The organism is Halogranum roseipondis (assembly GCF_059695585.1).
Genome location: NZ_CM185235.1, coordinates 3,563,041 through 3,588,510 on the forward strand (window position 1 = coordinate 3,563,041; position 25,470 = coordinate 3,588,510).

The window sequence follows — 25,470 nt, forward strand, 5'->3', positions numbered from 1 at the left end:
CGGGCCGTCATCTTAGCGGTTCTCGAAGACGTAGGTGCGGTCTTCACGGTGCCCTTTGAGGTGGCCCATGATCGGCCGAGAACGCGCCGCCGCGAGGTGCCGCTCGAAGTTGTCGAACCAGACGCGAATCTGGGTCGTCATCTCCGTCTGCTGGACGCGGAGCGAGCCGATCTTGACGTCAGTCGAGGCAATCTCGCCGACGCGGACCTTCGCAAACAGGCAGGTGAGCCAGAACAGCGCACGGGTTGCCCGGTAGTTCTCGCCGTAGAACTGGATGGAGGGGTCTTCCAGTTCGGTTAGAATCTCCTCCTTGGCCAGATTGGCGACGTCGAACAGGTCCGAATCATCGAGGATAGCCTCGTCGTAGTCGGTCAGCGCCCGCACCTCGGCCATCAGAGTAGAGTCGTCAATGGCCATGAGTTAGACTCCGTTTATGCGAGGTCGTCGAACGTGGCCTTGACACCAGCGAGCGGGTCAGCGACCATGTTGCCGAAGCGCATCGACGCGTAGGCACCGAGGAGGGCCGACGGGTCGCCGCGGCTGCCACCAGCGCCACCAATCGGAGCGCCCGTGTTGTCCGTGAGTTCGAGCGGCCGCAGCGTGTGCGTCTTGATCGGCTTCGCGCCCGAAGCGAAGACATAGCAGTCGTTACCGGTGAGCCACGCCGTCTGCATGATACGGGTGCCGTCGACGATGAGCGTCTGGTCCGGCAGGGCCGTCTCACGCATCCCTTCTGCCTCGGGGATGTGGAAGCTCATGTCGTCGGTGCGCTCCTTGACGAACTTCTCGGCGAGGTCAGACCCCATGATCGCCACGTCGGGCTTGAGGCCATGGTGGCGGAGGTCCTTGTTCATCATGCGGATGTGGTCCGACGGCGTCTGCGCCGCGGTCGAGTCGTTGAACAACTCGGCCGTGCTGCCGTAGGTGTGGTTGTGGGTGTCCGAGAAGGAGTACGCCCCGTAGTCCTGCGGCTCGAACCAGAGCTTGGAGCCGTCGGCGATGCCCGTTTTGAACATCTCAAAGAGCTGTTCCCAGCGGGTCATCTCGGCACCGCGGATGAGCGAGCGGAGGTCTTCGCGGACCATCTCCGAGGGGTTGTCTTCGATGAACTCGCGGGTGTAGCCGAGCGAGCGGTTGTAGGTCTTCAGCAGGAAGGTCGCGTGCCGGGAGCTACCATCCTCGATACCCATGCGGGCCGGTTCCATCTCTGCTGCTTCGATGAAGCGGAGTTCACGCGGGATGTTCTGACGGAAGGTGCGGCTGGAGACTTCTTCGGTGAAGCGCCCAACGAAGCCCCGAGGTGCCTCGTCGTTGTAGGCGTCGAAAAGCTGGTAGGCGTAGTCGAGCAGTTCCGAAATCGGGATGTCGTCCTTCGTCTTGAGTTCGCGGGTGCGGTAGTTGCTTGCCATTAGAAAGTTAGAGAAATTGACTTGAAAGTCAGAGAGTAGTCAGAGAGCGGTCGGGGGGTTCTCGGCCTGATTAGGCGACAACCTCGTAGCCGGGCTGGATGTCCAGCCAGACAGCCTCGCCATCGTCGGTCGCCGTGCCGAGGACCTGAACGATGTCGCCAACAGCGGAGGGCTTCGTCTGGGTGAAGCCGCCACCGGGAGCCAGATAGACCGGCTGGCCAACGTCGAAGCCCCAATCCTCGTCGAGGTTTTCGACGATGATGCCGTTCTTTACGACGGCAACGCGGTGCTCGCCGAGGAGGGTGTACTTCTCCTTGGCGGTGTGGTAGACAGCCGGAATCTCCTCCTTGAGCGAGCCGTACTTGGCCTCAAGATCGAGAACCGGAGCCGCCAGAAGACCGACAGCGTTGACGGCGACCACCGAGTCAGCGTCGGCCTTGATGATGCCCGTCGAGTCCATCCCGACGAGGTCACCTTCTTCGCCCGCGTACTGCGCGAGGGCACCGTCCTTGTTGATAGGCTGTTCAGCCGAAGTCGCAATGCGAACCTTTGTCATGTTAGAAAGTTGAAAGTAGAGTAGTCAGCAGGTAGTCGAATGAGAATTAGAACTGGAGAGCGCGGTCGAGGTCAGACTGGACCTCCTCCGAGAAGCGGTTACCGCCCTCGACTGGTGCCTTGTCCGGCTTGTCGGCGAAGACCTGTTCGTCCTCGCCCTCGCCCTCGTCACCCTCGTCGTCGACGAGGTCGTCAACGGGATCGTCGTCCTCAGCCGAGAACGCGACAGGCCCGTCGACCTTCTCCAGAAGGTCAGCCAGCGAGAATCGCTCGGCGACCTCCTCGGCGTCGAACAGAGGCGTCTGCTCAGCAACGACCTCCGCATACTGGAGGTGGAGCTTCTCGTGGGTCTCCTTGTAGGTGGAGATGTCGCCCTCAAGAGCCTCAACCTGATCAGTCAGGTTCTCGTTCGCCTGTTCCAGTTCAGAGAAGACGGCGGCGTTCTGCTCGTGTGCCTCCATGACCTCCGAGAAGGTCGTTCGGAGGTCCTGTTCGTCCATGTCCTCGATGGGGACTTCAAGCTCGATGTGCTTCATATTAGAAATCAGATATATTCGCGTAGGAGCGCCCCACCTTGGCGTGGGACGTGCCAGCAGCGCCACCGTTCTCGCCCGCAGAGGGGTCATCGACGGAGGCGACGTAGGCATCAACGGCGTCCGAGAAAGCCGGACTCAACCCGCCGTTATCGTACCCGGCCGGGAACGGAGTCAACGAGAACTCGCTGAGAGTCCCGTTGGTGAACTCCAACTCGCCGTTGTCATTCCGGGTAAGTTCGTAAGACTGTCCAAACCCAACCGAGCCATCCGAGATCGCTGGCGGGCTGTGAGTAAAATCGGCAATCACGTCCGACCGGACACTCGACCCCGTGTTCGGGATGTGGCCGAGGACCCGGAGGAAGTTATCCGAGAATTTGACCTCCTTGACGACCCCGACGTTAGCCATCTGAGCCATCGAGTGGTCAAGCTGGAGGGGAAGCTCAGAGGCGAAGTTACCTGCAACCCGTGCGAGGAACTCCTCGGTGACGCGAATCCCCTTTCGGACGCCGGGTTCCATCGCCGCGAAGATCACGTCAATCGAGCCGTCATCGTACTCCTTGACGCCGTATTCGTTGAACCCGACCATGCCGAGGTCGACGGGGTCTAACTGGACCGAGAACGTGAGGTCCTCGCCCAGATGAATCCTGTGTTGGCTGTGGTTCGTGTCACTCATTTGAAAATGTGTAAAAGAGCGCCTATTTTGGTCGCTACCGCGGTGACGAGCGCGGACGCCCCGAATGTGATAGCCGTGAGAATCGTCGTGTTACGCTGGACACGATCATCAAGCCCAGCGAGGTCGTCGGCTACAGCCGAGAACCGCTCGTTGACGTCGTCATCCTGCTTCTCCATCCGAGCCTCCATTAGCTCGATTCGCCTATCCATCCGCGCCGTCCGTTCGTCGACCCGGTAGAGGACCGCTAATTCGTCATCGTTCATTCGTCCTCTACAGACCGCTTCTTGCGGCTGTCACCGGAAACTCGCTCCGGGTTCTGCCGAGTCTTTACTGCCCTGTCCGCCGACTCTGCTCCTCCGCCCGTATCCGTCGGGTGGCCGCCGTCGGGGTTCTGAATCGAGTCGCCCTTCCCGGCCAACTGCTGAATCCGAGCGATGTGCTCGGCAATCTCGTCCTCGCCCGGCATCTCGGTCTCGGGGTCAATCCCGATCCGCTTGGCCGCGGCCTCGAACGTTAGCAGCCCGTTGTTCACAAGCTGAATCGCCATCTCCGCGTCCAGCCGCTCCTCCTCAGAGGAGTGCTGGCCGAACTGGAAGTCCGGCGGGATGATGTCGAGTTCAGCAGGATCACGGTCACCGGCCAGAATCGAGACGAACATCTGGTGGCGAATCGCCGACCGGATGATGCTCCGATACCGCTGAATCCGGCGGTCGAACTTGGGCATCGTCGCAACGGCCTCATTCCGGCCACCATCGGAGTCGATGTTGCCGAGGAAAGCCGGTAACCCAAGCCCCGTGTAAATCCGCTTCAACAGGTGAACGAACGTCGGCTCCAGACGCATCGCGCCCGAGGTCGACGAGGTACTGGTCGTCCCCACGATGTCGTGATCGACGTCATGGCCAACCGCCAGCATCGACTCCGGCTCGATCTCAGAGATGGTTTCGAGCCACGCGTCGATCTGGGGCTGCGTCCACGGCCGCTCGTCCGTTCCGAGCTTCCAGAGGATCGGCGGGTACGCTTTGGTGGCGATGAACCGCGCCATGTCGATCTCCATATCCCGGAGCATATCCGCCTGCTCCTCGATACGGCCCACCAGCGACCGGCCGAAGTCCTCGTCCGGGTGCTTGTGGAACGTCAGGATAGCGATGTCGTAAGGGTCGAACTCGACCTCGTCGCCGTCCGACGTATAGAGCTTGTACCCGACGATGTTACCGAATTTGTCGGGGAGAATCTCCATCGACTCGGTCGGCAACACCTTGGGCTTAAAGACATCGTCCTCGACCACGATAGCCAAGAAGCCCGTCCCGTCTACGAGGGCGTGCCAGACCCACTCATACAACTCGGTCTCGAACTTTTTGGAAGTCTCGATGAGCTGCTTGAGCGGGGCGATGTCCTCGTCGGTCTGCTGGTCGTCAACGCCGACGATGTTGTATGGTTCAATAGAGAAGCCCGACCCAACCAGATAGTCGACGAGGGTATCAATTGCCTCGCCGACGTGGGGGTCGGTGTCGACGATCAGTCGATAATCCTCGATCTTCGTCTTCGGCGCAGCGGACGGCCGGGCAGCGTTGCCACGACCCTCCGTCTGTCGGATTACCGCCTTGGGCTTATCCAACGCGAACGTCGCGCCCGGAATTTCTCCAGCCGCGGCTCGGCGTAGGATTTCGTTTCGTATATCGCCCATTCGTTATCGTCTATGTCTTGAAGAATACCGCCGGGAGCGAGAGTTACTCCGCGGCGCGATACTGGCCAGCCCAAACTGTCCACTCTCGCGTTGGGCAGGCTGTCGTGATACAAGTCCGTCTGAGTGCTGTTGCGGCTCTCCAGTAGGCGCGAGGTTCTCGGCCTCACCCGGAACAACCTCCTCCGGCGACCGTTGAGAAGCCCCGCGACCCGGCTCAACGCCGTAACCGGGCGGGAACGCCGCCAACACAGACGCCATCGCCGCGTCGTCCTTCCCCGAGTCGGAGTTATCCTTCCCAGAGAACTTCGGCGTCGACGACTCCTGCTTCTTCTCCTTGACGATGGACTCCAACTCGTTCTGGAGCCGCTCGTCGTTCAGGAGAGTCACCCGGTCGTTACGAAGGGCAGCGTTCATGTCGCCCATCATCCGGTTGACATCCTTGAGATTCGAGAAGTTGAACCCGAGCACGCCGCGTCCGATAGCCGCCTCCACCTGCCGAGCGAAGGTCTCACCGGGGCCGGTCTTATCCAGCACCAGCAAGTCCGCATCCAACTGCCTGTAGAGGTAGGACAACCGCTGTGCCACATGATCCGCGTTTCCGCGGTCGGCGTTCGGGATGCCGAACTCTAACAGCAACTCGTCGGTAATGACCTCCATGTACCGCTGGAGGCGCTGATCGCCGACGTGATCGAACACCGACACCACCGTATCGTCAGAGGAGATACCGATGTCGACGCCGATAGCGCGGAACCCAGACTTCGGGGTCGAAAGACCCGTCATGTAGCCTGACTCCTCGCTACGGGCCATTGCCCGCTCGATAGAGTCAGCACAGAAGAAGCGGTACTCGTCGACGACCGGCCGACAGAGGTACTCCTGACCGAAGCCCTCGGGATCGGCCGCCCGCTCCTCATCGATCACGGAGATGTTCATGTCCGGCCGCGCCGGGTGAAGCTCCTGCTCGGTCAGCGGAGTGTGGATGTCGATGTCGTCGGCGTTCCAGAACGACGGCTGCTTGATGGAGATGATCCCCACCCGCTTCGCGCCCGGCTCGTCTGGAGAGCACGCGTTCCCGTCCGCATCAACGTACCCGGTCGGAGACCCACGATTATGGGTCTGCATGAACAGGTCGTTCTTGACGTTCGGCGTCGAGATTTGGACCATCTTCCGGCCCTTCCCGAGGGCAATGAACGCACCGAACGCCCGCGAGACCGCCTTCTGATCCTCCATGAAGGCCATCTCGTCGAGCATCACCGCACGGGCAGAATCGTCACCACGCTCGGCGTCCGGGTTGGCCGAGTACGCCTTGAACTTCGAGTCGTTCCAGAGGACGATCTCACCCTTGTTGTCCTTCTGGGTCGGGATAGCGACCTTGGAGTTATCAATCAGATTCTTGATGTCACGAATCCGATTCTCGGCCTGCTTGTACTTCCTCGCCACCACCGGGTAGACCGAGTTGGGAATCAACATCCCCTCAAGGAGGAAGCAGGCCCCGTAGATGAACGAGTAGCCGATACGGCGACCCTTGTAGTTGTTAATCTTGTCCGCGTCGCCGAAGAAGTAGGCCATGACGGCCTTCCGCTGGGCGTCGAACAATTCGAGGTCGCCGACCTCCCCCGTGTCCATATCCTGAATACGGAAGATGTCCTCGATGACCCGATCAGGACGACCAGCCCACCTCTCCTCGACCACCGACGAATCGACGCCAAGCTGGTCGGCGAAGGTTTCGAGAACGTCCGTATTCATATCAATTATCTGAGTGTACGAAAATCTCGATGAAATCCGTGTTCGGGAACGTCTCCACCTGCTCGCCGCTCGTATCCTTCGCCCACGTCACCTCCCACTCGGCGAGGTACTTCCCCGCCTCGGCGGTGTCACCGGGCTGCCAACGATAGCGAACCTCACCAGCCGTCGCGTCAACCACGTCAGCAACAGCGTCGACGACGACCTCCCGAGTGAACGCCGAGACCATCTTGAACCGAACCACCGCCCCGGTCAAGTCCTCGCCCTGCTTATCGGGCTGCTGGAGCGTCGATTCGATAGCCGGAGAAGTATCGTTACGTTTCAGTTCAAAGTCAGTCATCGGAAGTCACCATATGAGAGCCAGAGTTCGAGAGTCAGAATCGGAGTCGTTCAATCAGCTATCCGTATCCGCCGAGTTGGCCGAATCGCCCGTCTCGGCATCGTTCGCCGCAGACGTGATCACCACAGACGAGGAGGGTTCTCGGCTGAGGACGACCTCCTCTGTCACGACGAGGCCCGACCCACGCCAGCCGACGAAGTAGAAACCAGTCGTCCCGGTCGCGGTCGCCGAGACCGAACCAGAGCCGGTCGCAGCAGTCGTACCAGATGCCTCCACATGAGCCACCTCGGCAGTCGCACTTGCCACCGTCGTCGTCGAGGCCGTGAACGGACGAATTCGCCCATGACCACCACCCGAGACCGACGTCAGGCGACCCGCGCCAAGCGTCCCCGTACTCGGGAAGCTCACCACCGGGTTACCAATCGGGCCGTCGATCCGGCTGACCGTAACCGTCGCCCGAATCGAGATCGTACTGAACGCAGTCGCAACCATCGTCGGACCGTCATCGGTGCCGGTCGTGACCGTCGCGGCCACACCGCCACTCGTCGACGCCATCGACAGCTCCATCGGCGAGCCGGAGACAGTCGTTGCCTCAACAGCCGCCGGGAGCGACTCGACAGAACCGAGCGCCGGGAACGAGTGGTCCACCGAGACCGAGAACGCGGCCGCCTCCTCCTCGATCACCGCCGAAGAAGACACGCCGCCAACAGCCCCGGTCACGGTCGCCACCGAACACGGGGCCTCGGAGACGTCAGCAGCCGTCACCAGCGCCGACGCAGACACACTCGTCGTGCCTGCACCAGCGCCAGTCTCGGCCCCAGCGGGCGTCACAGATTGGTCGCGGTCAACAACCACGAACGGATCGAGCGTCGCTGGGTACGTCCACCCGGTGTGGACAGCGCCCGGAACGACCGACGCCGTAGAAGCAGCGCCAACCACGGTCGCCGCCGACAGCGACCCAACCGAACTCTCACCGACCGTCGCTGTCGACCCAAACCCAGCCGTCGAGTGGCCGAACCCGGTCAACCCGCCATCAGACGTCGCCGTCGCACCGATGCCGCCAGCCGAAGACGACGTCGCCGCAGACAGCACAGGCACCGTCACCTGTTCCGTGAACGACCCTGACACAACACCGGACGTCGAGACCGGAACCGTGGCCGAATCGTCGAACACAGCCGAGAACGTGACTGCCGCACCGGAGTCGAAGCCACCAACCGGATTCGACGGAACCGGGAACGACGCCGCAACACCGCCGCCGTGGGTGGACGCCGCGAACGACGTCTGAGCCGCATCGACCACTTGGATAGTCGACGCAGACGCCCGCTTCCCACCAGCCAGCATCCCATCGGAGATCACGACCGCCCCAGAGGAGGTCGCGGGATCGAGAGCCAGCGAGGTCGCCCGAATCCGCTCGGTTGTACCGCCAGACGACCACGTCAGGCCGTCAGCGGGGACGAATCCGAGAGCGGCCGTCTCAACGAACGGCCGGACATTGAGTCCAGTCGTCGGGGCCACCGCGGCCACCGAAGCCACCGGGTTCGACGCCTCGCCGATATTGTGAATGTGGCCGCTCGGGACGAGGGGGCCGATCCCAGCCACGACCGAGCCACCACCGGCAACTGCCGTGGTCGCCGTCGCGGTCGCCGCGGTCATCACCGGGGAGAGATCGCGTTCTCGTCCCGAGTGGGTAGCAGCCGTGCCACCGACCGCGCCGGAAGACTCGAACGCAGCAGCGACCATGCCGCCCGCAACCTGCCGCGGCGTCCCCACGGCCGTCATCGTCAACGAGCCGAACGAGGGGCCGGATGCGGCCGCCGTAAGCTGCGTCGTGATCGGCTGAACCGAGACATACGCCGCCGGGACGGACCGCTGAGTCGCGTATGACTCGTAGATCACGTCGGCCTCCTCAATAGTCAGCGCCCGATTGTAGAGATAGACCTCGTCAACGTCGCCGGGCCACCACTTGGTGGTTCCCGAGTTGCCGTTGATGAACAGGTCTTCCGTAGACGTGTCAATCGGCCCATCTGGAGTCCACGACCGTTCGAGCGTTAATTGTCCGTCTTGGTAGACGCGCCCGATGCCGGTCGCGGCATCGAACGTGTAGAGGACGAACGTCCACTCGCCAATCGGAATCGGGTCAGATCTACCAATGAATCGGCGTTGACCGTTGATGAACGCATTTCCGGTCCAATCTTGGCCCTCCTCTAACAGGAGGCCGTATGGAACGTGATTGTTCCCACGAGTGAGCAGATGTCGGTAGTCGTTGCTCTCGGTCGTGTCAATGTCGTAGTCCAGATACACCCACGCCGCCATCGTGATCCCACCCGTGACGTCCAGAGACGGGTCGTAGGGAATCCGAACACGCTGGGTCCGCTCGTCGACGGAGACACCGCTGTTGGAGTACCCATCATCGTGAGACACGCCCTCGTAGTAGCCGTGATTCTCGCCCCACGCGTCGTAGACGACGTCGCCGGGTTGATCGAGTGGCCAGTAGGACACCAGACCATCCGTAACGACCGGCGACTGTGGAAGTTCACCAGAGCGCCCAGTTTTGGCCGTGTGGGCGTCCGCGGTGACCGGAGAGGGATGATTAGTCGTCTGCGGCCCAACGTTGGCGACGAAGGCCGTCACAACCTCCGTGGGAAGCGCCTGTGTGGACGCGGACACGACACCGCCGCCGTAAGCGGATGTGTCGACGAGTGCCGCGTGTGAGCCAGTCGAGAACGGAGTCCCAAGAGAGTCCCCCGTCGTCGATCCAGAGCCGTCAGCAGCGGCCACCGTGACCCCCGCAACGGGATTGGTCGTCTGTGCGGCCGAAGCCGCTAACGGGGCCGCCACGGCTCCCTCGTGAGACACAGCAGAGACACCAGAACCAGCGCCCGTAACCGTCGCTGCGGTCGCCATGATCGGGGTCGACGAGTAGCTGGCTACGAAAGCCGAGTCGACCACCGAGGTCGACACAGCGCCGCTCGTTCTCGCCTGAATCCGACCATCCGGCTCAATCCGAAGCCCGCAAAGTTCGAGCTTCTGGTAGCCGTAGTCGTATCCCCATTGAATGGATGGGGTGACCGGGTAGTCGCCGTGTCCGTCGTCTTGAACGACCGAGAACTCGAAATGTCGCCACGTATCGTCGGCAACCGTATCGTAGAACTCAACACCCGCATGGTGCCAGCCGTGGTCGTAGTCTTCCTCGTACAGATTAGCACGAAGCGGGCGCGGATTCCCGGTCTCGTCGTAGAGCTTGTAGTATCCTGAGAAGGTCCACACCGTACCCGGTAGGGTGTACTGCTTCTGGGCGGCTCTCGTATGAACACCGTGCCAGACCTGATCGTCGGTCGTGGTATCCGGGTCGTCGCTGGTCGTCAGCTTCTCCAAGACGACCACTTGGCCGCCAACGGGCGCATCGACGCGGTCGTAATCGTAGGTGATCCGACCGTCGCCGTTCCCGTGGCGGACGATGTACCACGGCTCGTTCTCCTTTGTCCGAAACAGGTTCTTCGTCGCGTTTCCGGTCACGCTGTTGACGCCCGTCCCCGTCTGGGGGAACGTCAGCATCCCGTCAAGGGTGATCTCCGAGACCGAAGCCGTCGACGGCGAACTGCCGAACTCGGTCGACGAGATCACCGCGGGTTGTACGACCATGTCGGTCGCGGTCGCCGCAGACGAGGTGACGTCGTAGGCAGTCGCGTTCCCGGCCGAAGCAGACGCCCCGGTCGCGGTCGCCGCCGAACCAGACGCCTCGAACACCGTCGGAGTAGCCGTCGACGAGACGGACTTGACCGACTTGTTCACCGTCAGCACGCCTGAATACGTCCCACCGGAGGAACCAGTCGTACTGTTGTAGCCAGCCACCGGATCAGAAGAGCCGGACGCAGAGCGGTATGCAAATGTTCCGGACCCCGAGTTTCCGACGTTGTAACCGTCAAACGTCGAGTTGGGCTTGACAGCCAGATAACCGTAGGTGCCGCTTCCGGCCGCAGACTCGACGTACCAATCGAGGTCAGTCGTCGTCCACGAGCTGCCACGGACCCAGCCACACTCGGTTCCGGGCCGCTCTTGCCACATGACAAAGGCGTCCGGTTGGGCCGAGAACGCTGCGCCGTAGGTGACGGCTGTCGCGGTCGTCAGCCCCGCCTCGAACTGGCTACCGGAGAAGGTCCCGGAACCGGGACTGATAGCCACGTAGGCGATCTCCTCTGAGGCAGCCGCGTTCGTCGTCGGGGTATCCCCACCGCGCTGCTGGGCAACCTCGAAGCCAGCTGCCGAGACGTTTTCGATGCCGACCGTCGCCCAATCCGCGTTGTTGTGGGTGACCGGCATGGCGAAGACGATAGGCGTCTCCTGCCAGTCGTACTCAAACTCGACAGCGTCGCCGACAAAGGACTCCCCGTCCTCAAGCGACGTCTCGGTCTGGTGGATACCCGCCTCAACGACAACGTCGTCAGCGGTCTCCCACGCGCCCTGCTCGACGACCATCCACGTCACGGTCTCGTCGTTGTGACCGGCGTGATCTGGCTCGTGGACGAAGATGTCACACCCGGATGACGTCAGATTGGTCACCCGGACGTTGATGTCCTCGCCACCGGCCGTGGTCGGAATGAACCCGACTACAACGGGGTTCGAGTAGAGCTTACTGAATGAGATGGAGGCGCTGTCCGCGGCGTTCGGGATGCCAGCGTCATTCCCGGCCAACTGAACAGAGCCGGTTTCAGCAAATCGTTCCATCTATAGTATAAAAACAGCCCGTGAGGGGGCCAGTCTATGCTTATCGCGATTAGCGGAAGTCTTCGTACTCTTCAACGTCACACGTTTCCGACCTGCTGAAATCTGCGTGCTGAACTCAGGACGCTTATTCAGAATGAGGTTTCTATTAACTTCTGAGTGTTCGGCAGAGCAAGTTATTTTACAATTCCTTTCGGAAGTTTTTCTGAGTGACAAAACCAAAACTGCCCAAGGCCCGGTACTCTGCGGTTATCGTCTTTGTTGTCAACTTTATAGCTCTTTGTGTGTGGCATTATCTTGGGACAGAGTTACCTGATACGATTTTAGCTGCGGGCCTTTTTCTTGACATAATTGGTGCTGCTATTCTTGCCATTCCGGATATACCAACGATTCATCGACTCTTCTTTTCAGGTATGGTTCAGAGTGCCGTTGACCATCTCGATCCGGAATGGACCGCAAGGGAGAGCGTTCTTGTCAAGCCAGAAACCGAGGAAATATTCGTTGATTCTCTTTATATTGTAGAGGATGTTTCTGGAGAATCAATATCGGAGAGTGAACTGTTAAAGAATGTGCGCAGAGCCCCAGAACCGTCTACCGAGGGTTTCTATGAACTCAGAAGAGCGTTCCATGAGGGAACAAACGATAGTCTCTGGAATCATGTATTCGGATTCAAGACTTATGAAGATGAACATGATGAGCACAGAATCTACGTATTACATAACAAAAACGGAGAACCTGAGGTCAAACTTAAATCCTCATTCGATAATCCATTTGCTTCGATAAAAAACAAACTTAGACGGTCAGATGCGCGATTTAGACGTATGGGATTATGCCTGTTAATCACAGGGTTCCTTTTGCAAGGAATTTCACTTGGAATATAATCGGTGATGAAGGGATCCTCTATATTCAGCACGCCGCTTCTGACAACTCTTGGAGAGTAGACTGCGTGACTGTCTGAATCCTTTTGCTAATCCCTATTAGTTGATGCTGATGCCGGAGCCGCTGAGGGTGAATTGGTCAACCGATCCAAGATCGTAGGTTTGATCGAGGCTACCCGTAAAGAGCAGGTGATCGGTGTCGCCAGCGTCACCCTTGTCGGCGCTCGTGAAGTTGACGACGACGAAGTAGGAGTCGACCTGCTGGGACGAGTTCGAGGTGTCGAACGTGACGTCCGCGAGGATCGCTTCCCAATTCGAGCCGCTGTCCTGAATGGTGAAATCCGCTCCCAGCGTGACCGTCTGGCGGCTATAGTTCGAGCCAGATGGTTCGGTCGTGATCGCAGAGACGTCTGAGGAGTCAGACAGGCCGTCCGTGGCGTCGTTGTAGAGACCGACCGTGACGGTCGTCGCGCCCGTGCCGCTGCCGAACGCTTCCTGCATGATGAACTCCTCTCCGGTGTCGTGTAGTTGCGTAGTCATTTTCCAAGTAGATTTAGAGATTAATTTAGGCTGGGCTGGGGCAAACTATTCCCAACAGCCGAGGCTGGATGCCGAGTCTTCGTCGACTCGAATCCAGCACTCGTCTGGGTCGTATCCGTTCCCGCTCCAGCGTATGGTCAAAATCGCCGCTTCCCAATCGGACCCATCCGGGTCGACGCGCTCGATGTGGATGTCATCGGGCGGGTCAACGCCTTCACCCGGTCCGGCTATCGACGTCAAAACACCAGCCCGCGGCCGTCGTCGCCCGGCGTCTTGCGGAGCAAGAGCGGGTCGCCGTCGCGGGGCCTGAGTCCGTGATCGTCGGGCACGGCAACGATGTGTGTGGGCATCGCCGCATCCGGGTAGATACGGAAGTGCCCACCGCCGACCGTGCCGATCAGCGGTCCACCGACGCGGTAGACAAGCTCGTCGTAGACGGTGTCTTGTACGGCCGCGAACGCGCCTCCGTAGGTGGAGACGTCGAGGTCGTCGGCCAGCCAGTAGCCGGAACTGAAAGAGATGAGGGAAGTCATATCAGAGACCGGCTCGCTTCTCGGCCGGTCGGGGTTAGATGTCGGGGTCGAATTGGGTCGGGTCGTAAGTCGTTTCGGAGTTGGTGATCAGCGAGGCTCCGACCTCGGCGAAGGACTTGAGGACGTCTGTTGCGTCCTGATTGTCCTCGTGCTTCTGGCGGGCCTTCCGCGAGATACCGAGGTTGTCCTCCATTTTCATCACCAGCTTGCGGTTCCGCTGGAGCATCTCAGAAAGGTAGTGCGGGATATCCTCATAGAGGACGTCGCCCTGCGGGCTAAAGACCTTCTTCTGACCTTTCTCGCCCTCTCGGAGGACGTAGCCCGACCCGCGCTCATTTCGGATGATCTCGACGGCCAGCGCGTGGAACTCGTATTGAGCGACCGGGTCCGAGTCGAGGTCGATCTCGTAGGCCTTGGGCCACTCGGTCGTGATCGCTTCGTAGAGGTCCTGCTCGGCCTCATCGAGGGTATCTAAAATGGTTCGTCGCTGGGCGTTCATAGAATGTTTGAGATTCGCGTATCTGTCGAGATGCTGCGTCTGGGGGTCCGCGTTGAACGAGCCGCCGTGGAACTTGCACCGGCCGTACTTTTTGGCCGATTTGGTGCAGTACCGTGGCGGGCCGTCGTAGTCGTCTGGCTGATTGAGAGGTCCGGCCAGACAGTACCACTCGTCGAAGTTGTACCATTCCGCTTTCGACGAGTCGAGGAACTTCTGGCGGACTGCGATTAGCTCCTCGTCTGTCTTTCCTGAGACCTGTTCTTTTGCCATTTGTCAGATTACGTAGTAATTGGTCAGGCTGGTTGGTCGGACTGAAGGTATAGAAATAGACCCCTCCTCGGATGTTTCCGAGTCGGGGAAATACCCAACCTACGTAGCCTGATTAGACCGGGAACCCTCCAACTGTTTCAGAACTCCTCTACGGAGTAGCTGGGAGGTCCCGAAAAGAGAAAAGTAGAACAGAGGCTGCCTATCCGGGACATCCTAAACCAGAAAACGTAGTAGAAATCCCACCTGTCCCGATGCTTCCTCTTACCCCTATTAGGATACACCCTTTAATATACCCTATCTGAGGTTTATATACTAGATGCCAGTCTTGATACATTTCTATGAATAGTAACCTCCGGCAGATTGAAATAACACCCCTCTCGTCCTATGTGTGGGTGGGGACGTGCCAGAGTCGTGGTAGGCTGGGTCACGTCCTCACCCACGTTTGCGGTCTTGTGGAAATCGACAAAAATCCCACGCCATAAAATACTCAGCCATCTAAGCATATTTTGTTCGATAAGTTTATTGGTTCTCGAACCATCCACTACTCTGGGGACCACTCTGGTTGGGTAGTCCCACAAGGTGCAATCTAAGGTGGTTTAGTCCCCATCTGGTTGGGTTGCACACTAAGGCCGTCGCTTGACCGGCTGGTTACCGGAAAGACGGTCTGCTCCAATCAGGGCCGCTCGTGGTAGGCAATCACGACGCCCTGTTGGGCATAGTCTTCATACGCATACAACATACACGAGAGCCGTCTCTGGCCTCCCCCAGATCGAGTGAAGCGTTCTCGGCCTAACATTCACCCTCGGTAATAGACCACCGGATATAACCGGTCGACTTGGATAGTCAGGTTTGAGATACGGTTGAGCTACTTATTATATGCTGAGTTCGAGGAGGGTATCTCGTTCGCGTCTACCGCAGCGTCGGGATCAGCGAGCGGCTCGGCCTTGATCGGCGGAGCCGTTTACGGCCGGACTACTCGTATCTGGCCGTCCCGTCGATCTTGATGTTGACAACACAGCTCTTACCTTCGAGAACCTCCCCGCCGCACGCCATCGAGTCCTCGAAATCGGTCTCCTGATCTTCGATGTGGTCGGCCACAGTCCACCCAACTGAGGCCTTTGCGTCGCATACAGGACACGTGATGTGACTCGGCAGGTTTGTTTCGTCATAGGTCCTGTAGCCCACCTTCTCGCCCGCTATCTTTTGCATCTCGATCTCGACATTAAGCGACTGAAGGTCCTCGTACTTCTCGGAGACTGAATCGGCGCTACCCGAGGCGAGGAACGGTGTAAAATCATCCGACATTCTGAATCCGTTATGATATACCCCGATACAGCCACTTAGAAGTAACCCAACGGGCGTGAATTGGGCTATACGACGTCCCTCCGGCTATGGAATAGCCGTCCTCAGCTACAGCTCGCCCCAATAGCCACTCCACGTAGACCGAGAACGCGTCCTCACCCACACGAACTTCACAAAATGTTTGAAACTATGTCGACTAAGGTTGAATTGATGCAGCCATCGTGGTCTCAGATTGTCGCTTCCTATCTGATTCTTCCCGCCATCGTCGCACTTCTCGTTTCTCGGTATGAGGCACGTCGCCGGGATGCCAGAGACCGAGACGGGTGGTTCGATAAGATCGTTTCAGCGGCGAGCGGAATCGAAAGCGCGTGGTATAGGGACCCGACAACGGAGAAACAGCGGAACACAATTGAGGCGGTTGACAGGTATCTGGCCCGCTTAAACGAGGAAAAGAACAGCCCACTCTCACCACCTAAGATGACCGATGCAATCGAACGGCTCGACCGACGGTGGGTAGATATGAAACCCGTGCTACCTGTGGACAATGGTGACCGCTACAATAACTACGGGGAGTTAATCAGGCGAAACGCCCGACAAATCGAGTACATCGCCGAGCAGAATCGACCGGCTTCTATTCGAGAGCGGTTGGCTGAATATCGCCCACATCCGATTCAACGACTCAAACGAATGTATGTGCTCGGGACCCCGTGGGGCCGCGTTCAGCGGTTCTCGTATTCGGGCGTCAAGACGCTCAGAGACCACTTCTCGGTGGAGGAGATCAACCAAATCGAGAAAGGGGAGAAAACGATCCGGGTCACGAGTCCGGCTGACTCCCGTTTCTCTGTGAACCACTCGGACGATGCCGACGTACCGTTTCTCGCCGTGAATGGATATGGAAGGCAGCCTCGAAGTGGGGGTAAAATCTGTACATTCCGCGTCTATCCAATCCAAGAAGATCAGCTATTCAATGAGCTTAGACGCGTTCACAAGTTGGGGTTGGAAGATACTGAGACTACACAACGGATGACGCTGGAAAAAATGGAGATATAACCCCGCCCACGGGTGAGATGTTCCTCTCCAGCTATGGAATAGCCGTCTCCATCTACGATTTCCCGATCCAGACGCCCACTTAGCCCGAGAACCCCCGCCCGTCTGGACGCCAATCCCCGATTTTCCGGCTTTCCGGCTACGGAGTAGCCTTCACAACCCCGATTTTCCCGGTTGAGGAGCCGCCCGCGCCCGGATTTACCCGCAGAGACCCATCTGAGCCCCACAATCTCGATAATTATAATCCATCTGATGGGATGTAGATGGGGGAGGCGGCCTCCAACTGCGGATGTTCCGACTGTGGCCGACCTATCAGCAACCTGAAACGCCTTTCATTAGGTAAATCTGGCAATATTTTTCGAGCGGGGTTACCTCCTTTTGAACGCGCCGTGTGCCGGTCGTGTCGCAACTGGTTGGTCGGCCGACGTCGCCAAGACCGGCCAGATCACCGAATAAACGGCCGGAAACAAACATCCGGTGCTAACTTTGGGTCAGTAAAGACGTAAATATGAGAACTTTCCGGTCATATTAGTCCTATGCCTCCCAGTAATCTACTATGGGACCGACGTCAGACTGCCGTATATGGCCTTCTCGGGGGTTATAGACTAAGAATACAGGCATCTCACAGACGCCCCGCGCACCGGCCGACCGACTCCGACGGTCGGGAGTAACAAAACCGATAGACTGCACCGACTTTGGGTGCCTACTGCGGCCGAGAACCACGTCACTCTCTGATTCCTTTATATTCTAACACCAGCTAAGTCGACGGCGTCTATCGGTTTTGGAGACACCATGACCGAAACGACCATAATTAGGTGGTACAACCCAAGAATAACCATGACACCTAGTAGCAGGATGAAAGTGTAGAACGCTGTTTCGAGCTTCCTATCATCATTCTATGGTATTCTAGACAACACTTACACCATTACACAAATGTTTAATATAGCAAGAGTGGTCTGCCAACTTGCCTCTTCGGGGGCACGAGAGGTCGGTCGCCCCGACCAATGACCGTCAGCAGAAAACGGCGTTCGACCCGACTCGGGTCGTTCCGCATCCCCACGCGGGGGGCAAGCTGGCTTCGGCCGGTTCCCCCGACGTCCGACTCGTTCCGCAAGGGCGAGAACCAACGTGAGAGCGGGGGAAGGCCGGAAACGGCAAACCGTAAACCTGCTGACGCGGTTCGCAATCCACACACGGTTACCCGCGTTATGGGGGCTTGGACAGACCCAGCAGGTAGCCGGAAGGGGTATCCGTAACCCCGGCAGGTGCTACAAAGAAAACGAGTGACTGCCGGAAGCCGGTTCCCCACGTGGGCGGCTTGGTGCGACGGGGTACGGTTCCCCAGACATGGCTGGAGACGGCCGTGATCTACCTCCCTCATTAGGGTGTCGCGCGTTCGGCAGAACAGGCACCAAGCAAAGCGCGACCGAGTCTATAGCCACCGACGGTCCGACCGACAAGCATCCGTGAGTCGTCCGGGCTTCGGGCTTACAAGTTCTAACCACGAAAAGCACACGTAGCTTCGACGTACCACCTTGGGTCTCAAGTAGGTCCCTCCGGCACCGGTTCTAAGCGGCCTTACAGCCGTGGGACGTACCCCGCCGAGCATACCGAACGACCCGTACAAGGATTCGTAAAATGGCCTTCGGGCCTTCGCGGTAACCGTGCAAGTCCTTTGGGGCGAAAGCGTGGCTCTGGGACGGCCGAAATCCTCGCAAGAGGGACGAAAGCGTATGCTAACTGCATTTCCTCAACTGAACCACCTACCCGACGAAACGCCCTTCGGGGCGTCGCATAGGAGTGGCCACCTATGCCTGAATGAGACGGCCTGTAGGACATCCCGACAACCAATCACAACCCAACCAGACAACCCAACCATGAGCTTACTGAAAGCCGCACTCGAAAACGCACAGAACGACAACCAGAACAACCAGACCGAGACCGAAACTGAAACCGAACCGGAGACGATCTTTAACGGCGAGCGGGTCGACGAATACGAAGATTACTGGGAGGCAGTCGACGCCGTCCGGTTCCTTCACAAGGCCTGCCAGACAGCCGGTATTGCCAAGGTGAAAGACCAAGGCAAGTCGCCGTGGGCGGACATCTACGGCCTAATGGCCGACACGAAAGAGGCTGGCAAAGAAGCCTGCGACGGCCTAACGGCCAACCTCCCGGCATACCGCGAGGAGTTCGAGACGCCCGAGTTCGACATTGACCTCACGATTGAACCGGACGACTCGGAGATCGTGAAGGGCATTGTGGCCGGATTGACCGGCACCGACGTCGACGACCTTCGAGACCCCAAATGGTCCGACGACGAGGACCCGATTCACGTCTCGGCCGAACTCGCGGGTGCTCTCCCCGACGAACTCTGGTTCGGAGCCGACGGCCAAGCCCTCGCCCCTGAACAGGTCAAGAAGCTAGCCCAAGAGGAAGAAGGAGTCGGCCCAGCCAAAGCGGGTGACACGGTCGACGCTCTCAACGACCGAGACATCGTGTTCCTGAACCGCGAAACCTACGAACAGCTCCTCGAAGAAGCCGGATACGAGGTCGAATAAGACCAAGAACCGCCCGCCAACCAAACACGATCACAACCCAACCAAACCCAACCATGACCCACATTTACTACAGCGACAGCCACGACCAGTTTGCCGAAGACGCCGACCTTGAGGACCGCGTCGACTACAAAGCCCTGACCGGCCACCACGAAAACTGGATAGAACAAGGCCGAGCGGAAGCCGCGTTCTCGGCCGAGGTCGACGCCCGTCGACACGGACCGGTCATCAACGAATAGCCAACTGCGGCCATCCAACCAAACCCCCGACCGCTCGGCCGGTTCAACGCCGACCGTGGGTGCAACTCCCACTCCGGGTATCTGGCACCGGGCCAGACTGGCTCAAAACCAGCCAGCGAAAGCCAACCAAACCCAACCAGACCAGACCCAACCATGAGCATCTACAGCCAAGACTGGAAAGAGGCACCGCCCGGATACTACGCAGACCCAGCCGTCAAAGCCAACCACGACCAGCGGGTGGCTGACGAGCACAAGTTCTCCCAGCTAATCGATGATGAACTCCGCCGGATGGGATACAACCCAGATCGCGTGTTCGACCTCGACATCCTCGACCGAGCCGAGGACCGCGCCCGTCGCCGGGGTGGCTTCTAATGTGCGTCTTCACCGACGACTGCGACGCTGGTCCCGAAGCCTATTGGGAGGATGAACCGACCCATATCGGGGGCGCGTCGCTTGGAGCGTTCGGGTGTGAAGCCTGTGGTTACTCCGACTGTCTCTGACTGACTGCCGACCTACTACAGATAGCCTACTATTCCATAGTAGGGTATCCTAATAGGGTAATACCGAATCAGACCGAGAACCCTCCTCCTAATAGGGTATCTCCCAACCAGATCAGAACCTAACCAGACCTACCCAACCAGACAAATGTCTATCCAGCAATCCCACTCAGACGTTGCACAGCTTCCCAAGCCAATCTACCTGAACGGTCACCGACTCGTCGAGCGGCGACACCTCAACAAGTGGACCAACCCGGCTGATTACCGCTGCACCTACTGCGGTTGCACCTTCGATAGCCTCGATGCGGCAATCCTCCGGTGCAAATAGCCAAACACGACACCGACCTATACAGTTAATACCCCTGATGAGTACAAGAGGGGGGATACGGGCCTAACCAGCCCGGCGATTTTCTGAACACAACCAACCCAACCAGAGATGTCTACCCAAAACCCCAACCACGTAGTCGCAACGCCCGCAACCGAAACCGAAAGCGCGTTCAGTTACCGCCAAGTCGTCCGGGTCTACGTCCCGACGACCAAGCCAGCCGCGAGCCGAGTCATCGACGAGATCAAAACGCGGCTGTCGGACACGTTCGGCGGCGCAACCAGCTACCCAGCGCGTGGTAGCTGGCTTTCCCCAGCCGGAGACCTCGTCGGCGAGGATGTCGAAGTCGTCGAGTCGCTCGCGGACCGAGCGGACGAGGCGACCGTCGCCGATCTCGCCACCTACGTCAAGTCGGAGCTAAACGAGGAGACGGTCCTCGTCGAGGTCCGCGATACGGCTTGCGCGTTCTACTAACCACACATCCAAACCTACCCAACCATGAGCCTCGGAATTAACCACCTGACGGTCGTCCCGGACAACTTTGAGAAGCCACCTAAAAACCCGCGCAGCCTGTCGGATTACGAGTATCTCAAGTGGGTGATGGGCAGCGAGTTCTACACCGTGACCGAGTGGTCGCTTTGGAACGAGAACCCGGCCCGTCTCCAACTCCACTTTGACAAAGATGCAACCCTCGCGGACATCCTCGACGAGCACGATCTCTTACTGATGTACGGGCTGGTCGTCGACGACAACCAACTCCAGACAGACGGCACCGTCGTCTACCGAGTCGAATAACCACCCAACCAGTCCGCGAAGGCCGCAGCCGGGTTCGAGTCCCGGCCGGGCGGTTCTGTGACTCGGTCGAGTAGCCGCCGACCGACGAGACAACCACGGCTATCTGGACAACCCAACCACCCTAATGAGCATAGCCACCCACAAAGAAGTCCAAGAAACGTTCGCTGACTACGAGCATGAGTTCCCGGTCGAAGTGGTCCCCCGAAACACGGCTGCGTACCAGCCCGTCCCGGCTCCCCACCCGAACGGTGTAAGCCACTTCCTCGATATGAAGCGTGAGCGGAATATCGAAGGCCGAGTCATTCAGGGCTGCATCGAACAGGGCGACATCCACCGCGGCGAGGGCGACAACCGCTACCGGTTCATCTGGACCGACGACATCTCATTCAGGACGTTCATTCTCGTTGCCGAACTCCGACGAGAGGCGTTTGAACACACCCATGAGAAGCATTACGCGGTGACCATCTACCCATTCGAGCACAGCAACAACTGACCCGAAGATGAACGTCCGAGACTACCTGCCGATTGTGGAACTGCCACCCGAGATCGCTGACGCCCTAACCAACCTGTTCTGGGCGCTTTTCATGGCCGCGCTGATCATCTCATTCGCGGTCGCCAAGCACAGCCTCGGTGTTCCGTACTAACCCAACCCAATCCAACCCAACCTAACTTAGCCAGACAACCCAACCATGAGCGACATCCACGAAACCATCGAGCAGAACGCACAGCACTACATGGACGCCGACGGCCTCCGCGTTTGGGAAGCCAAGAAGCTCGCCCAATTCGTCTCCGAGGACGGCCCGATTCCCCTCAAGGCAGCGCGGGCGTTCGCCCCGGCTGAGGAGTGGTACACGAAGGACCCAACGGCCATTCGGACGGCCGACTGCGCCGTCTGTGACGAGACCATCTACATGGGCGAGACCGAGGAGTCCTGCTGGATGTGCGGCGGCCACGAATACTGCGGTGTTGACGATTGGGGCTACCAGACGCACGTCGAGTACGTCGAGGACCCCGGTGGAATGTACTTCAACATCGACCCTGAAGACGACGCCTACGTAATGTGCGGCGGCTGCTACGAGTCCTTTGAGGAGTACGGCGATACGGTCGTGGTGACCATGCCCGACGGCCGCCGCTGGAAGGTCTCTGCGAACAAGCCGGTCGTGTTCGACCACGGGGAGTACAACTCCGAGTTCGAGTACCTCGAAGACGGCGCGGTGATGGAGTTGATTCAGGGGCTGGTTCTCGGTCAGAAACAGGTCCCCGTCGACGGCTGGCGCTCCTATTCAGACGGCCCGGACGGCGTCGACGTCGACGGCTGGGACGAGTTCGCTGAGATAGGCGGTGGGTGGCACTCAACGTGGGACCGCTCGGAGTTCTCCGACCGCGTTAACGAGCTGACCCGCGGCGAAACGCCGCCGCCATTCCCGATGGCCGTCCGCTTCGGGAAGACGTCCAACCTGTTCAGCATGATCGTCGACATCTACGCCCCGGCTGATTGCGTCGAGTATGCGGCGAACTTCATGCAGCACGCCAAGCACTCGGGCGGTGCGGGAGGTATCAGCTACAAGGCAGACTAATCCAGCCCAGACAGGCCCCAGCACATCAATTGAAACAGGCGCATGAAACGCGGGCCGAGACGAGCCGAGTACAGCCAGACGAATATCCAACCAACCCAACCATGAGCACGACACTCAACACCGACGACAGCACCGAATCCAACCAGACCGACGACCTCCTCGGAAAACTGATGCTCTCGTTCCCGCTGGACACGGTCGACAAGGTCGGTGAGAAGTACGTCATCACCCTCGACTACACGACCGCCGACGGAGAGTACCTCCTCTCCGACGGTAACCTCAAAGCCATTGAGCGCCACGGCCTCGAAATTGCATCCATCGTCGGCAACCGCGTCCGCCTCAAGAAGGCCGACCCGGAAACAGAGTCGGAACAGTCCGAGGACGTCGCCACGATCTCGGTCGGCGACGAGTCCATCGAACTGGACTACGACGAGGTCCTCGACCTCCGGCACGCCCTGTTCGTAGCCTCCTACGACCACGAGAAATACGGCCGCGAGTTAACGGCAAAGAAGCTCAAGGACATCCGCCGAAAACTCTCCATCCCGGCTGCGAGCCTCGCTGAGGCCAAGGGGTTCACCACGTCAGGAGTAATTGAGGAGGCCGCGGAAGTCAAGGAGGCGATGGAGTAATGCGTCGAGTTACCCTCGGTGACCACCTCGGCACGGCCGGTCGGGCCAGCCTCAAGCGGGCGAAGTACGTCGACGTCGACCCCTCGGAGATATACGACACCGACCGCTGGGTCGGGCGCTTCTACCAGTCGCTCCGCATCCAGCGGTAGGCCCGCGCTGTAAGCGGTTGACCAAACCAGACCGAGAACGCTTGTCTCCCAGCACTCCAACTGAAACAGGCGCATGAAACGTGGAGACCGAACCAAAACCCAACCAGAATCCAACCCAACCATGAGTACCATCAACAACTCTACCGACAGTACCGACGCCGAAGCCAACTCCAGCCAACCTGCCTCTATCGACCTGATCGAGAAGCGCATCGCCGAGTACGGCGAGAGCCTTGACCTTGAGGTCGATTCGTGCCGCCGCTGGGCACGAGAGGACGAGCAGAATTTCACCGGAGACTACGAGGGTCGGTGCTTCCTGTTCGTCCTTCTCGCCGCAGCCAAGTGGCGCGTCACCCAGATAGAGTACGACCTCTCCGGCGAAGGTCGCTGGCACATCTGGGCCGTCCCGGACGACACGGAGTACACCAGCCGCTTCGGATACCTGTTCGAGAAGGAGGATGGCCGATGATTCGAGACGAAGACATCGGGAAGACGATGGTGGCTCTCACGGCCGAGACCGCATCTGTCTGTGAACGCGAACTCGGCATCCGGATTTCGGAGACGAGCGCGACCGATGAAGATGTGCGCGACGACCACGAACCGGGACAGGCAATGTCGCCGCTAGCTCGTACCAAGGCTCGTGTTGAGGCGCTGTCCGAGGCCGACCCGGATGTTGACCCGGCCACGGTCGAGAAGGTGCTCCAGATCATCTCGACCGTCGGTGAGGAGACGGGCGCGGACACGTCGCCGGTTGACCCGCTCCAAGACGACATCTTCCGGGCGTTCGATGAGCTGTACGAGAAGCTCAGTTATGGGAGCGACGCCTTGTTTGAGGCCGTCGTCGACGAATAAGAGTAAGCGGGAGCGTTCCCATTCTACGTAGTCGAGCCGGACTGGTGTCTCTGTAGGAGGTTCGATTCCTCCTCCGGCCTTCCCCTTGACCGGCAAGGGGGCAACCCAACCACAGACGACCATGAAGTACGTGACCACCCTTGAAGTCGAGATGATTGTCGACGTCGAACACACCAAGCACGATTCGGACTCGGACATCGAGCGGCGCTGCTTGGAACGCGTTACCGGCGGTGAGTTTGAGGACGTCTCGTTTACGCCGATTCACACTCGGACTGTCGAGGACGATGAGCCTGAACAGACCGAGAACGCTCTCACCGACGAGGACGCCGAGACTGCGACGGCCGACCCCGCCACGAACGGCCGAGTCGGTGACAGCATCTATACGGACAGCGGCTTTGGAGGCGAGTAAGTGCCGCTCACGGGCGGAGATCGCCTCGTTGGCACCCTCGCGCTCGACCTCGTCGACGCCGCAACCGGAGAACTGCTACAGGAACGCTGCATGATTACGGACATGGACATCAACCCCGAGCAGAACGTGGTGACCATGACCGTGAGCACCGACATCAGATATGGCTGAAACCCAGACGCAGACACAGACAGATGAACTGCCGGTCGTTGACCGCGAATACATCCCCCACAGCACGACCGTCCAAGTGGGCGATGAGGTGACGCTGCCGACCGAGGCAACTGCGATCACGCTAATGGAGATTCCCCCATTCAGTAGCTCGGTCCTTCTCACCTATGCTGTACCGGTTGAACGGGTCCATCCCGGCCTTGACCAGCAGTTCACGGTTGCCGTCCGCGATTACGACAAGCGTGGCCAGATGGCGCTGCCGTACCACGCCCACGCCGCCTCGATGAACGAGACACCCGATGAGTTCGGCTCACGGGTGCTCTGGTTAGAGTAGGGCGTTCGCGTCCCGATGATGGAGGGCCGGAGGGACACCCAACCGAACCATGACCGCCCGAACGACCCAACTAACTCTCGTCCCCAATGACGCAAAGCCCGAGGGGGCGTGTGTGAACTACGACACCTGCGGCAACCTGACCGCGGGTGCGGAGTCGATGTGCGCCGAGTGCCTCGACTTTGTTCGAGACCGCGGCCACGGACGCGGCCGGTAACGGCGTCT

31 protein-coding genes are annotated in these 25,470 nt (G+C 59.4%); 17 read left to right on the forward strand and 14 right to left on the reverse strand.

Features of this window, described 5'->3' with window-relative positions:
• Nucleotides 1-12: 12 nt before the first annotated feature.
• The 10 genes from EOHIBHHM_RS18610 to EOHIBHHM_RS18655 form a co-directional block, all read right to left on the reverse strand.
• Nucleotides 13-417, reverse strand: a complete 405-nt coding sequence (locus tag EOHIBHHM_RS18610) for a hypothetical protein (RefSeq protein WP_497253260.1) — start codon at nt 415-417, stop codon at nt 13-15.
• A 14-nt stretch (nt 418-431) separates the two neighbouring features.
• Nucleotides 432-1,409 (reverse strand): hypothetical protein, encoded by a 978-nt coding sequence (locus EOHIBHHM_RS18615; RefSeq protein WP_497253262.1) that lies wholly within the window; start codon nt 1,407-1,409, stop codon nt 432-434.
• A gap of 70 nt (nt 1,410-1,479) precedes the next feature.
• Nucleotides 1,480-1,965: a hypothetical protein gene (locus EOHIBHHM_RS18620; RefSeq protein WP_497253264.1), complete on the reverse strand. Its 486-nt coding sequence runs from the start codon at nt 1,963-1,965 to the stop codon at nt 1,480-1,482.
• 46 nt (nt 1,966-2,011) lie between these two features.
• Nucleotides 2,012-2,500, reverse strand: coding sequence for a hypothetical protein (locus tag EOHIBHHM_RS18625; protein ID WP_497253266.1), 489 nt, complete (start codon nt 2,498-2,500; stop codon nt 2,012-2,014).
• Between the two features lies 1 nt (nt 2,501).
• The gene (locus EOHIBHHM_RS18630) at nt 2,502-3,173 is read right to left on the reverse strand and encodes a hypothetical protein (protein ID WP_497253268.1); all 672 of its coding nucleotides are present in this window, start codon (nt 3,171-3,173) and stop codon (nt 2,502-2,504) included.
• Nucleotides 3,170-3,436: a hypothetical protein gene (locus EOHIBHHM_RS18635; RefSeq protein ID WP_497253270.1), complete on the reverse strand. Its 267-nt coding sequence runs from the start codon at nt 3,434-3,436 to the stop codon at nt 3,170-3,172. The genes EOHIBHHM_RS18630 and EOHIBHHM_RS18635 overlap by 4 nt, the downstream gene beginning before the upstream one ends.
• On the reverse strand, nt 3,433-4,857 hold the full coding sequence (locus tag EOHIBHHM_RS18640; protein WP_497253272.1) for a hypothetical protein: 1,425 nt from the start codon (nt 4,855-4,857) through the stop codon (nt 3,433-3,435). The genes EOHIBHHM_RS18635 and EOHIBHHM_RS18640 overlap by 4 nt, the downstream gene beginning before the upstream one ends.
• 3 nt (nt 4,858-4,860) lie before the next feature.
• Nucleotides 4,861-6,546, reverse strand: a complete 1,686-nt coding sequence (locus EOHIBHHM_RS18645) for a terminase large subunit domain-containing protein (protein WP_497253274.1) — start codon at nt 6,544-6,546, stop codon at nt 4,861-4,863.
• Nucleotides 6,547-6,601: 55 nt separating this feature from the next.
• Entirely contained in the window at nt 6,602-6,937 is a 336-nt protein-coding gene (locus tag EOHIBHHM_RS18650) for a hypothetical protein (RefSeq protein WP_497253276.1), read from the reverse strand.
• Nucleotides 6,938-6,991: 54 nt separating this feature from the next.
• Nucleotides 6,992-11,662, reverse strand: a complete 4,671-nt coding sequence (locus EOHIBHHM_RS18655) for a LamG-like jellyroll fold domain-containing protein (RefSeq protein ID WP_497253278.1) — start codon at nt 11,660-11,662, stop codon at nt 6,992-6,994.
• Between the two features lie 206 nt (nt 11,663-11,868).
• Here EOHIBHHM_RS18655 and EOHIBHHM_RS18660 point away from each other — a divergent pair, with 206 nt between their 5' ends.
• Nucleotides 11,869-12,540, forward strand: coding sequence for a hypothetical protein (locus tag EOHIBHHM_RS18660; protein WP_497253280.1), 672 nt, complete (start codon nt 11,869-11,871; stop codon nt 12,538-12,540).
• 96 nt (nt 12,541-12,636) lie between these two features.
• Here the strand turns inward: EOHIBHHM_RS18660 and EOHIBHHM_RS18665 are convergent, their stop codons facing one another.
• The 4 genes from EOHIBHHM_RS18665 to EOHIBHHM_RS18680 all read right to left on the reverse strand — a co-directional run bounded on the left by EOHIBHHM_RS18665 (nt 12,637) and on the right by EOHIBHHM_RS18680 (nt 15,684).
• On the reverse strand, nt 12,637-13,077 hold the full coding sequence (locus tag EOHIBHHM_RS18665) for a hypothetical protein (RefSeq protein WP_497253282.1): 441 nt from the start codon (nt 13,075-13,077) through the stop codon (nt 12,637-12,639).
• A gap of 236 nt (nt 13,078-13,313) precedes the next feature.
• Complete coding sequence (locus tag EOHIBHHM_RS18670; protein ID WP_497253284.1) at nt 13,314-13,610, reverse strand: hypothetical protein; 297 nt, start codon at nt 13,608-13,610, stop codon at nt 13,314-13,316.
• 34 nt (nt 13,611-13,644) lie between these two features.
• Nucleotides 13,645-14,379, reverse strand: a complete 735-nt coding sequence (locus EOHIBHHM_RS18675; RefSeq protein ID WP_497253286.1) for a hypothetical protein — start codon at nt 14,377-14,379, stop codon at nt 13,645-13,647.
• A gap of 972 nt (nt 14,380-15,351) precedes the next feature.
• Nucleotides 15,352-15,684, reverse strand: a complete 333-nt coding sequence (locus EOHIBHHM_RS18680; protein ID WP_497253288.1) for a hypothetical protein — start codon at nt 15,682-15,684, stop codon at nt 15,352-15,354.
• A 207-nt stretch (nt 15,685-15,891) separates the two neighbouring features.
• Here EOHIBHHM_RS18680 and EOHIBHHM_RS18685 point away from each other — a divergent pair, with 207 nt between their 5' ends.
• The 16 genes from EOHIBHHM_RS18685 (at nt 15,892) to EOHIBHHM_RS18760 (ending at nt 25,248) form a co-directional block, all read left to right on the forward strand.
• Nucleotides 15,892-16,731 carry a hypothetical protein gene (locus tag EOHIBHHM_RS18685; RefSeq protein WP_497253290.1) on the forward strand — a complete coding sequence of 280 codons (840 nt, stop codon included), beginning with the start codon at nt 15,892-15,894 and terminating at the stop codon, nt 16,729-16,731.
• A 1,730-nt stretch (nt 16,732-18,461) separates the two neighbouring features.
• Complete coding sequence (locus EOHIBHHM_RS18690; RefSeq protein ID WP_497253292.1) at nt 18,462-19,286, forward strand: hypothetical protein; 825 nt, start codon at nt 18,462-18,464, stop codon at nt 19,284-19,286.
• A gap of 53 nt (nt 19,287-19,339) precedes the next feature.
• Entirely contained in the window at nt 19,340-19,522 is a 183-nt protein-coding gene (locus EOHIBHHM_RS18695; protein WP_497253294.1) for a hypothetical protein, read from the forward strand.
• A 153-nt stretch (nt 19,523-19,675) separates the two neighbouring features.
• Entirely contained in the window at nt 19,676-19,894 is a 219-nt protein-coding gene (locus EOHIBHHM_RS18700; protein ID WP_497253296.1) for a hypothetical protein, read from the forward strand.
• A gap of 561 nt (nt 19,895-20,455) precedes the next feature.
• Entirely contained in the window at nt 20,456-20,818 is a 363-nt protein-coding gene (locus tag EOHIBHHM_RS18705; protein ID WP_497253298.1) for a hypothetical protein, read from the forward strand.
• Between the two features lie 24 nt (nt 20,819-20,842).
• Complete coding sequence (locus EOHIBHHM_RS18710) at nt 20,843-21,139, forward strand: hypothetical protein (protein WP_497253300.1); 297 nt, start codon at nt 20,843-20,845, stop codon at nt 21,137-21,139.
• Nucleotides 21,140-21,263: 124 nt separating this feature from the next.
• Nucleotides 21,264-21,632, forward strand: a complete 369-nt coding sequence (locus tag EOHIBHHM_RS18715; RefSeq protein WP_497253302.1) for a hypothetical protein — start codon at nt 21,264-21,266, stop codon at nt 21,630-21,632.
• Between the two features lie 7 nt (nt 21,633-21,639).
• Nucleotides 21,640-21,783, forward strand: a complete 144-nt coding sequence (locus EOHIBHHM_RS18720; protein WP_497253304.1) for a hypothetical protein — start codon at nt 21,640-21,642, stop codon at nt 21,781-21,783.
• A gap of 45 nt (nt 21,784-21,828) precedes the next feature.
• Nucleotides 21,829-22,716: a hypothetical protein gene (locus EOHIBHHM_RS18725; protein ID WP_497253306.1), complete on the forward strand. Its 888-nt coding sequence runs from the start codon at nt 21,829-21,831 to the stop codon at nt 22,714-22,716.
• A gap of 101 nt (nt 22,717-22,817) precedes the next feature.
• Entirely contained in the window at nt 22,818-23,342 is a 525-nt protein-coding gene (locus EOHIBHHM_RS18730; RefSeq protein ID WP_497253308.1) for a hypothetical protein, read from the forward strand.
• A complete protein-coding gene (locus EOHIBHHM_RS18735; protein ID WP_497253310.1) occupies nt 23,342-23,491 on the forward strand; it encodes a hypothetical protein in 150 nt (49 codons plus the stop codon). The genes EOHIBHHM_RS18730 and EOHIBHHM_RS18735 overlap by 1 nt, the downstream gene beginning before the upstream one ends.
• A gap of 121 nt (nt 23,492-23,612) precedes the next feature.
• Complete coding sequence (locus EOHIBHHM_RS18740; protein ID WP_497253312.1) at nt 23,613-23,957, forward strand: hypothetical protein; 345 nt, start codon at nt 23,613-23,615, stop codon at nt 23,955-23,957.
• Nucleotides 23,954-24,340, forward strand: a complete 387-nt coding sequence (locus EOHIBHHM_RS18745) for a hypothetical protein (protein WP_497253314.1) — start codon at nt 23,954-23,956, stop codon at nt 24,338-24,340. The genes EOHIBHHM_RS18740 and EOHIBHHM_RS18745 overlap by 4 nt, the downstream gene beginning before the upstream one ends.
• A gap of 121 nt (nt 24,341-24,461) precedes the next feature.
• Nucleotides 24,462-24,749 (forward strand): hypothetical protein, encoded by a 288-nt coding sequence (locus tag EOHIBHHM_RS18750; RefSeq protein ID WP_497253316.1) that lies wholly within the window; start codon nt 24,462-24,464, stop codon nt 24,747-24,749.
• Nucleotides 24,750-24,917, forward strand: coding sequence for a hypothetical protein (locus tag EOHIBHHM_RS18755; RefSeq protein WP_497253318.1), 168 nt, complete (start codon nt 24,750-24,752; stop codon nt 24,915-24,917). It begins immediately after the preceding gene.
• Nucleotides 24,910-25,248: a hypothetical protein gene (locus EOHIBHHM_RS18760; RefSeq protein WP_497253320.1), complete on the forward strand. Its 339-nt coding sequence runs from the start codon at nt 24,910-24,912 to the stop codon at nt 25,246-25,248. Before EOHIBHHM_RS18755 ends, EOHIBHHM_RS18760 begins: the two co-directional genes overlap by 8 nt.
• The last annotated feature ends 222 nt before the right edge of the window (nt 25,249-25,470 follow it).

Coding starts and splice junctions, on each gene's coding strand:
- EOHIBHHM_RS18690 (WP_497253292.1), top strand. CDS start 18,462: ATGCTAACTGCATTTCCTCAACTGAACCACCTACCCGACGAAACGCCC.
- EOHIBHHM_RS18640 (WP_497253272.1), bottom strand. CDS start 4,857: ATGGGCGATATACGAAACGAAATCCTACGCCGAGCCGCGGCTGGAGAA.
- EOHIBHHM_RS18610 (WP_497253260.1), bottom strand. CDS start 417: ATGGCCATTGACGACTCTACTCTGATGGCCGAGGTGCGGGCGCTGACC.
- EOHIBHHM_RS18760 (WP_497253320.1), top strand. CDS start 24,910: ATGGCTGAAACCCAGACGCAGACACAGACAGATGAACTGCCGGTCGTT.
- EOHIBHHM_RS18735 (WP_497253310.1), top strand. CDS start 23,342: ATGCGTCGAGTTACCCTCGGTGACCACCTCGGCACGGCCGGTCGGGCC.
- EOHIBHHM_RS18615 (WP_497253262.1), bottom strand. CDS start 1,409: ATGGCAAGCAACTACCGCACCCGCGAACTCAAGACGAAGGACGACATC.
- EOHIBHHM_RS18710 (WP_497253300.1), top strand. CDS start 20,843: ATGAGCCTCGGAATTAACCACCTGACGGTCGTCCCGGACAACTTTGAG.
- EOHIBHHM_RS18720 (WP_497253304.1), top strand. CDS start 21,640: ATGAACGTCCGAGACTACCTGCCGATTGTGGAACTGCCACCCGAGATC.
- EOHIBHHM_RS18675 (WP_497253286.1), bottom strand. CDS start 14,379: ATGGCAAAAGAACAGGTCTCAGGAAAGACAGACGAGGAGCTAATCGCA.
- EOHIBHHM_RS18650 (WP_497253276.1), bottom strand. CDS start 6,937: ATGACTGACTTTGAACTGAAACGTAACGATACTTCTCCGGCTATCGAA.
- EOHIBHHM_RS18705 (WP_497253298.1), top strand. CDS start 20,456: ATGTCTACCCAAAACCCCAACCACGTAGTCGCAACGCCCGCAACCGAA.
- EOHIBHHM_RS18745 (WP_497253314.1), top strand. CDS start 23,954: ATGATTCGAGACGAAGACATCGGGAAGACGATGGTGGCTCTCACGGCC.
- EOHIBHHM_RS18680 (WP_497253288.1), bottom strand. CDS start 15,684: ATGTCGGATGATTTTACACCGTTCCTCGCCTCGGGTAGCGCCGATTCA.
- EOHIBHHM_RS18700 (WP_497253296.1), top strand. CDS start 19,676: ATGAGCATCTACAGCCAAGACTGGAAAGAGGCACCGCCCGGATACTAC.
- EOHIBHHM_RS18665 (WP_497253282.1), bottom strand. CDS start 13,077: ATGACTACGCAACTACACGACACCGGAGAGGAGTTCATCATGCAGGAA.
- EOHIBHHM_RS18620 (WP_497253264.1), bottom strand. CDS start 1,965: ATGACAAAGGTTCGCATTGCGACTTCGGCTGAACAGCCTATCAACAAG.
- EOHIBHHM_RS18750 (WP_497253316.1), top strand. CDS start 24,462: ATGAAGTACGTGACCACCCTTGAAGTCGAGATGATTGTCGACGTCGAA.
- EOHIBHHM_RS18740 (WP_497253312.1), top strand. CDS start 23,613: ATGAGTACCATCAACAACTCTACCGACAGTACCGACGCCGAAGCCAAC.
- EOHIBHHM_RS18670 (WP_497253284.1), bottom strand. CDS start 13,610: ATGACTTCCCTCATCTCTTTCAGTTCCGGCTACTGGCTGGCCGACGAC.
- EOHIBHHM_RS18625 (WP_497253266.1), bottom strand. CDS start 2,500: ATGAAGCACATCGAGCTTGAAGTCCCCATCGAGGACATGGACGAACAG.
- EOHIBHHM_RS18730 (WP_497253308.1), top strand. CDS start 22,818: ATGAGCACGACACTCAACACCGACGACAGCACCGAATCCAACCAGACC.
- EOHIBHHM_RS18635 (WP_497253270.1), bottom strand. CDS start 3,436: ATGAACGATGACGAATTAGCGGTCCTCTACCGGGTCGACGAACGGACG.
- EOHIBHHM_RS18685 (WP_497253290.1), top strand. CDS start 15,892: ATGCAGCCATCGTGGTCTCAGATTGTCGCTTCCTATCTGATTCTTCCC.
- EOHIBHHM_RS18655 (WP_497253278.1), bottom strand. CDS start 11,662: ATGGAACGATTTGCTGAAACCGGCTCTGTTCAGTTGGCCGGGAATGAC.
- EOHIBHHM_RS18715 (WP_497253302.1), top strand. CDS start 21,264: ATGAGCATAGCCACCCACAAAGAAGTCCAAGAAACGTTCGCTGACTAC.
- EOHIBHHM_RS18725 (WP_497253306.1), top strand. CDS start 21,829: ATGAGCGACATCCACGAAACCATCGAGCAGAACGCACAGCACTACATG.
- EOHIBHHM_RS18630 (WP_497253268.1), bottom strand. CDS start 3,173: ATGAGTGACACGAACCACAGCCAACACAGGATTCATCTGGGCGAGGAC.
- EOHIBHHM_RS18695 (WP_497253294.1), top strand. CDS start 19,340: ATGACCCACATTTACTACAGCGACAGCCACGACCAGTTTGCCGAAGAC.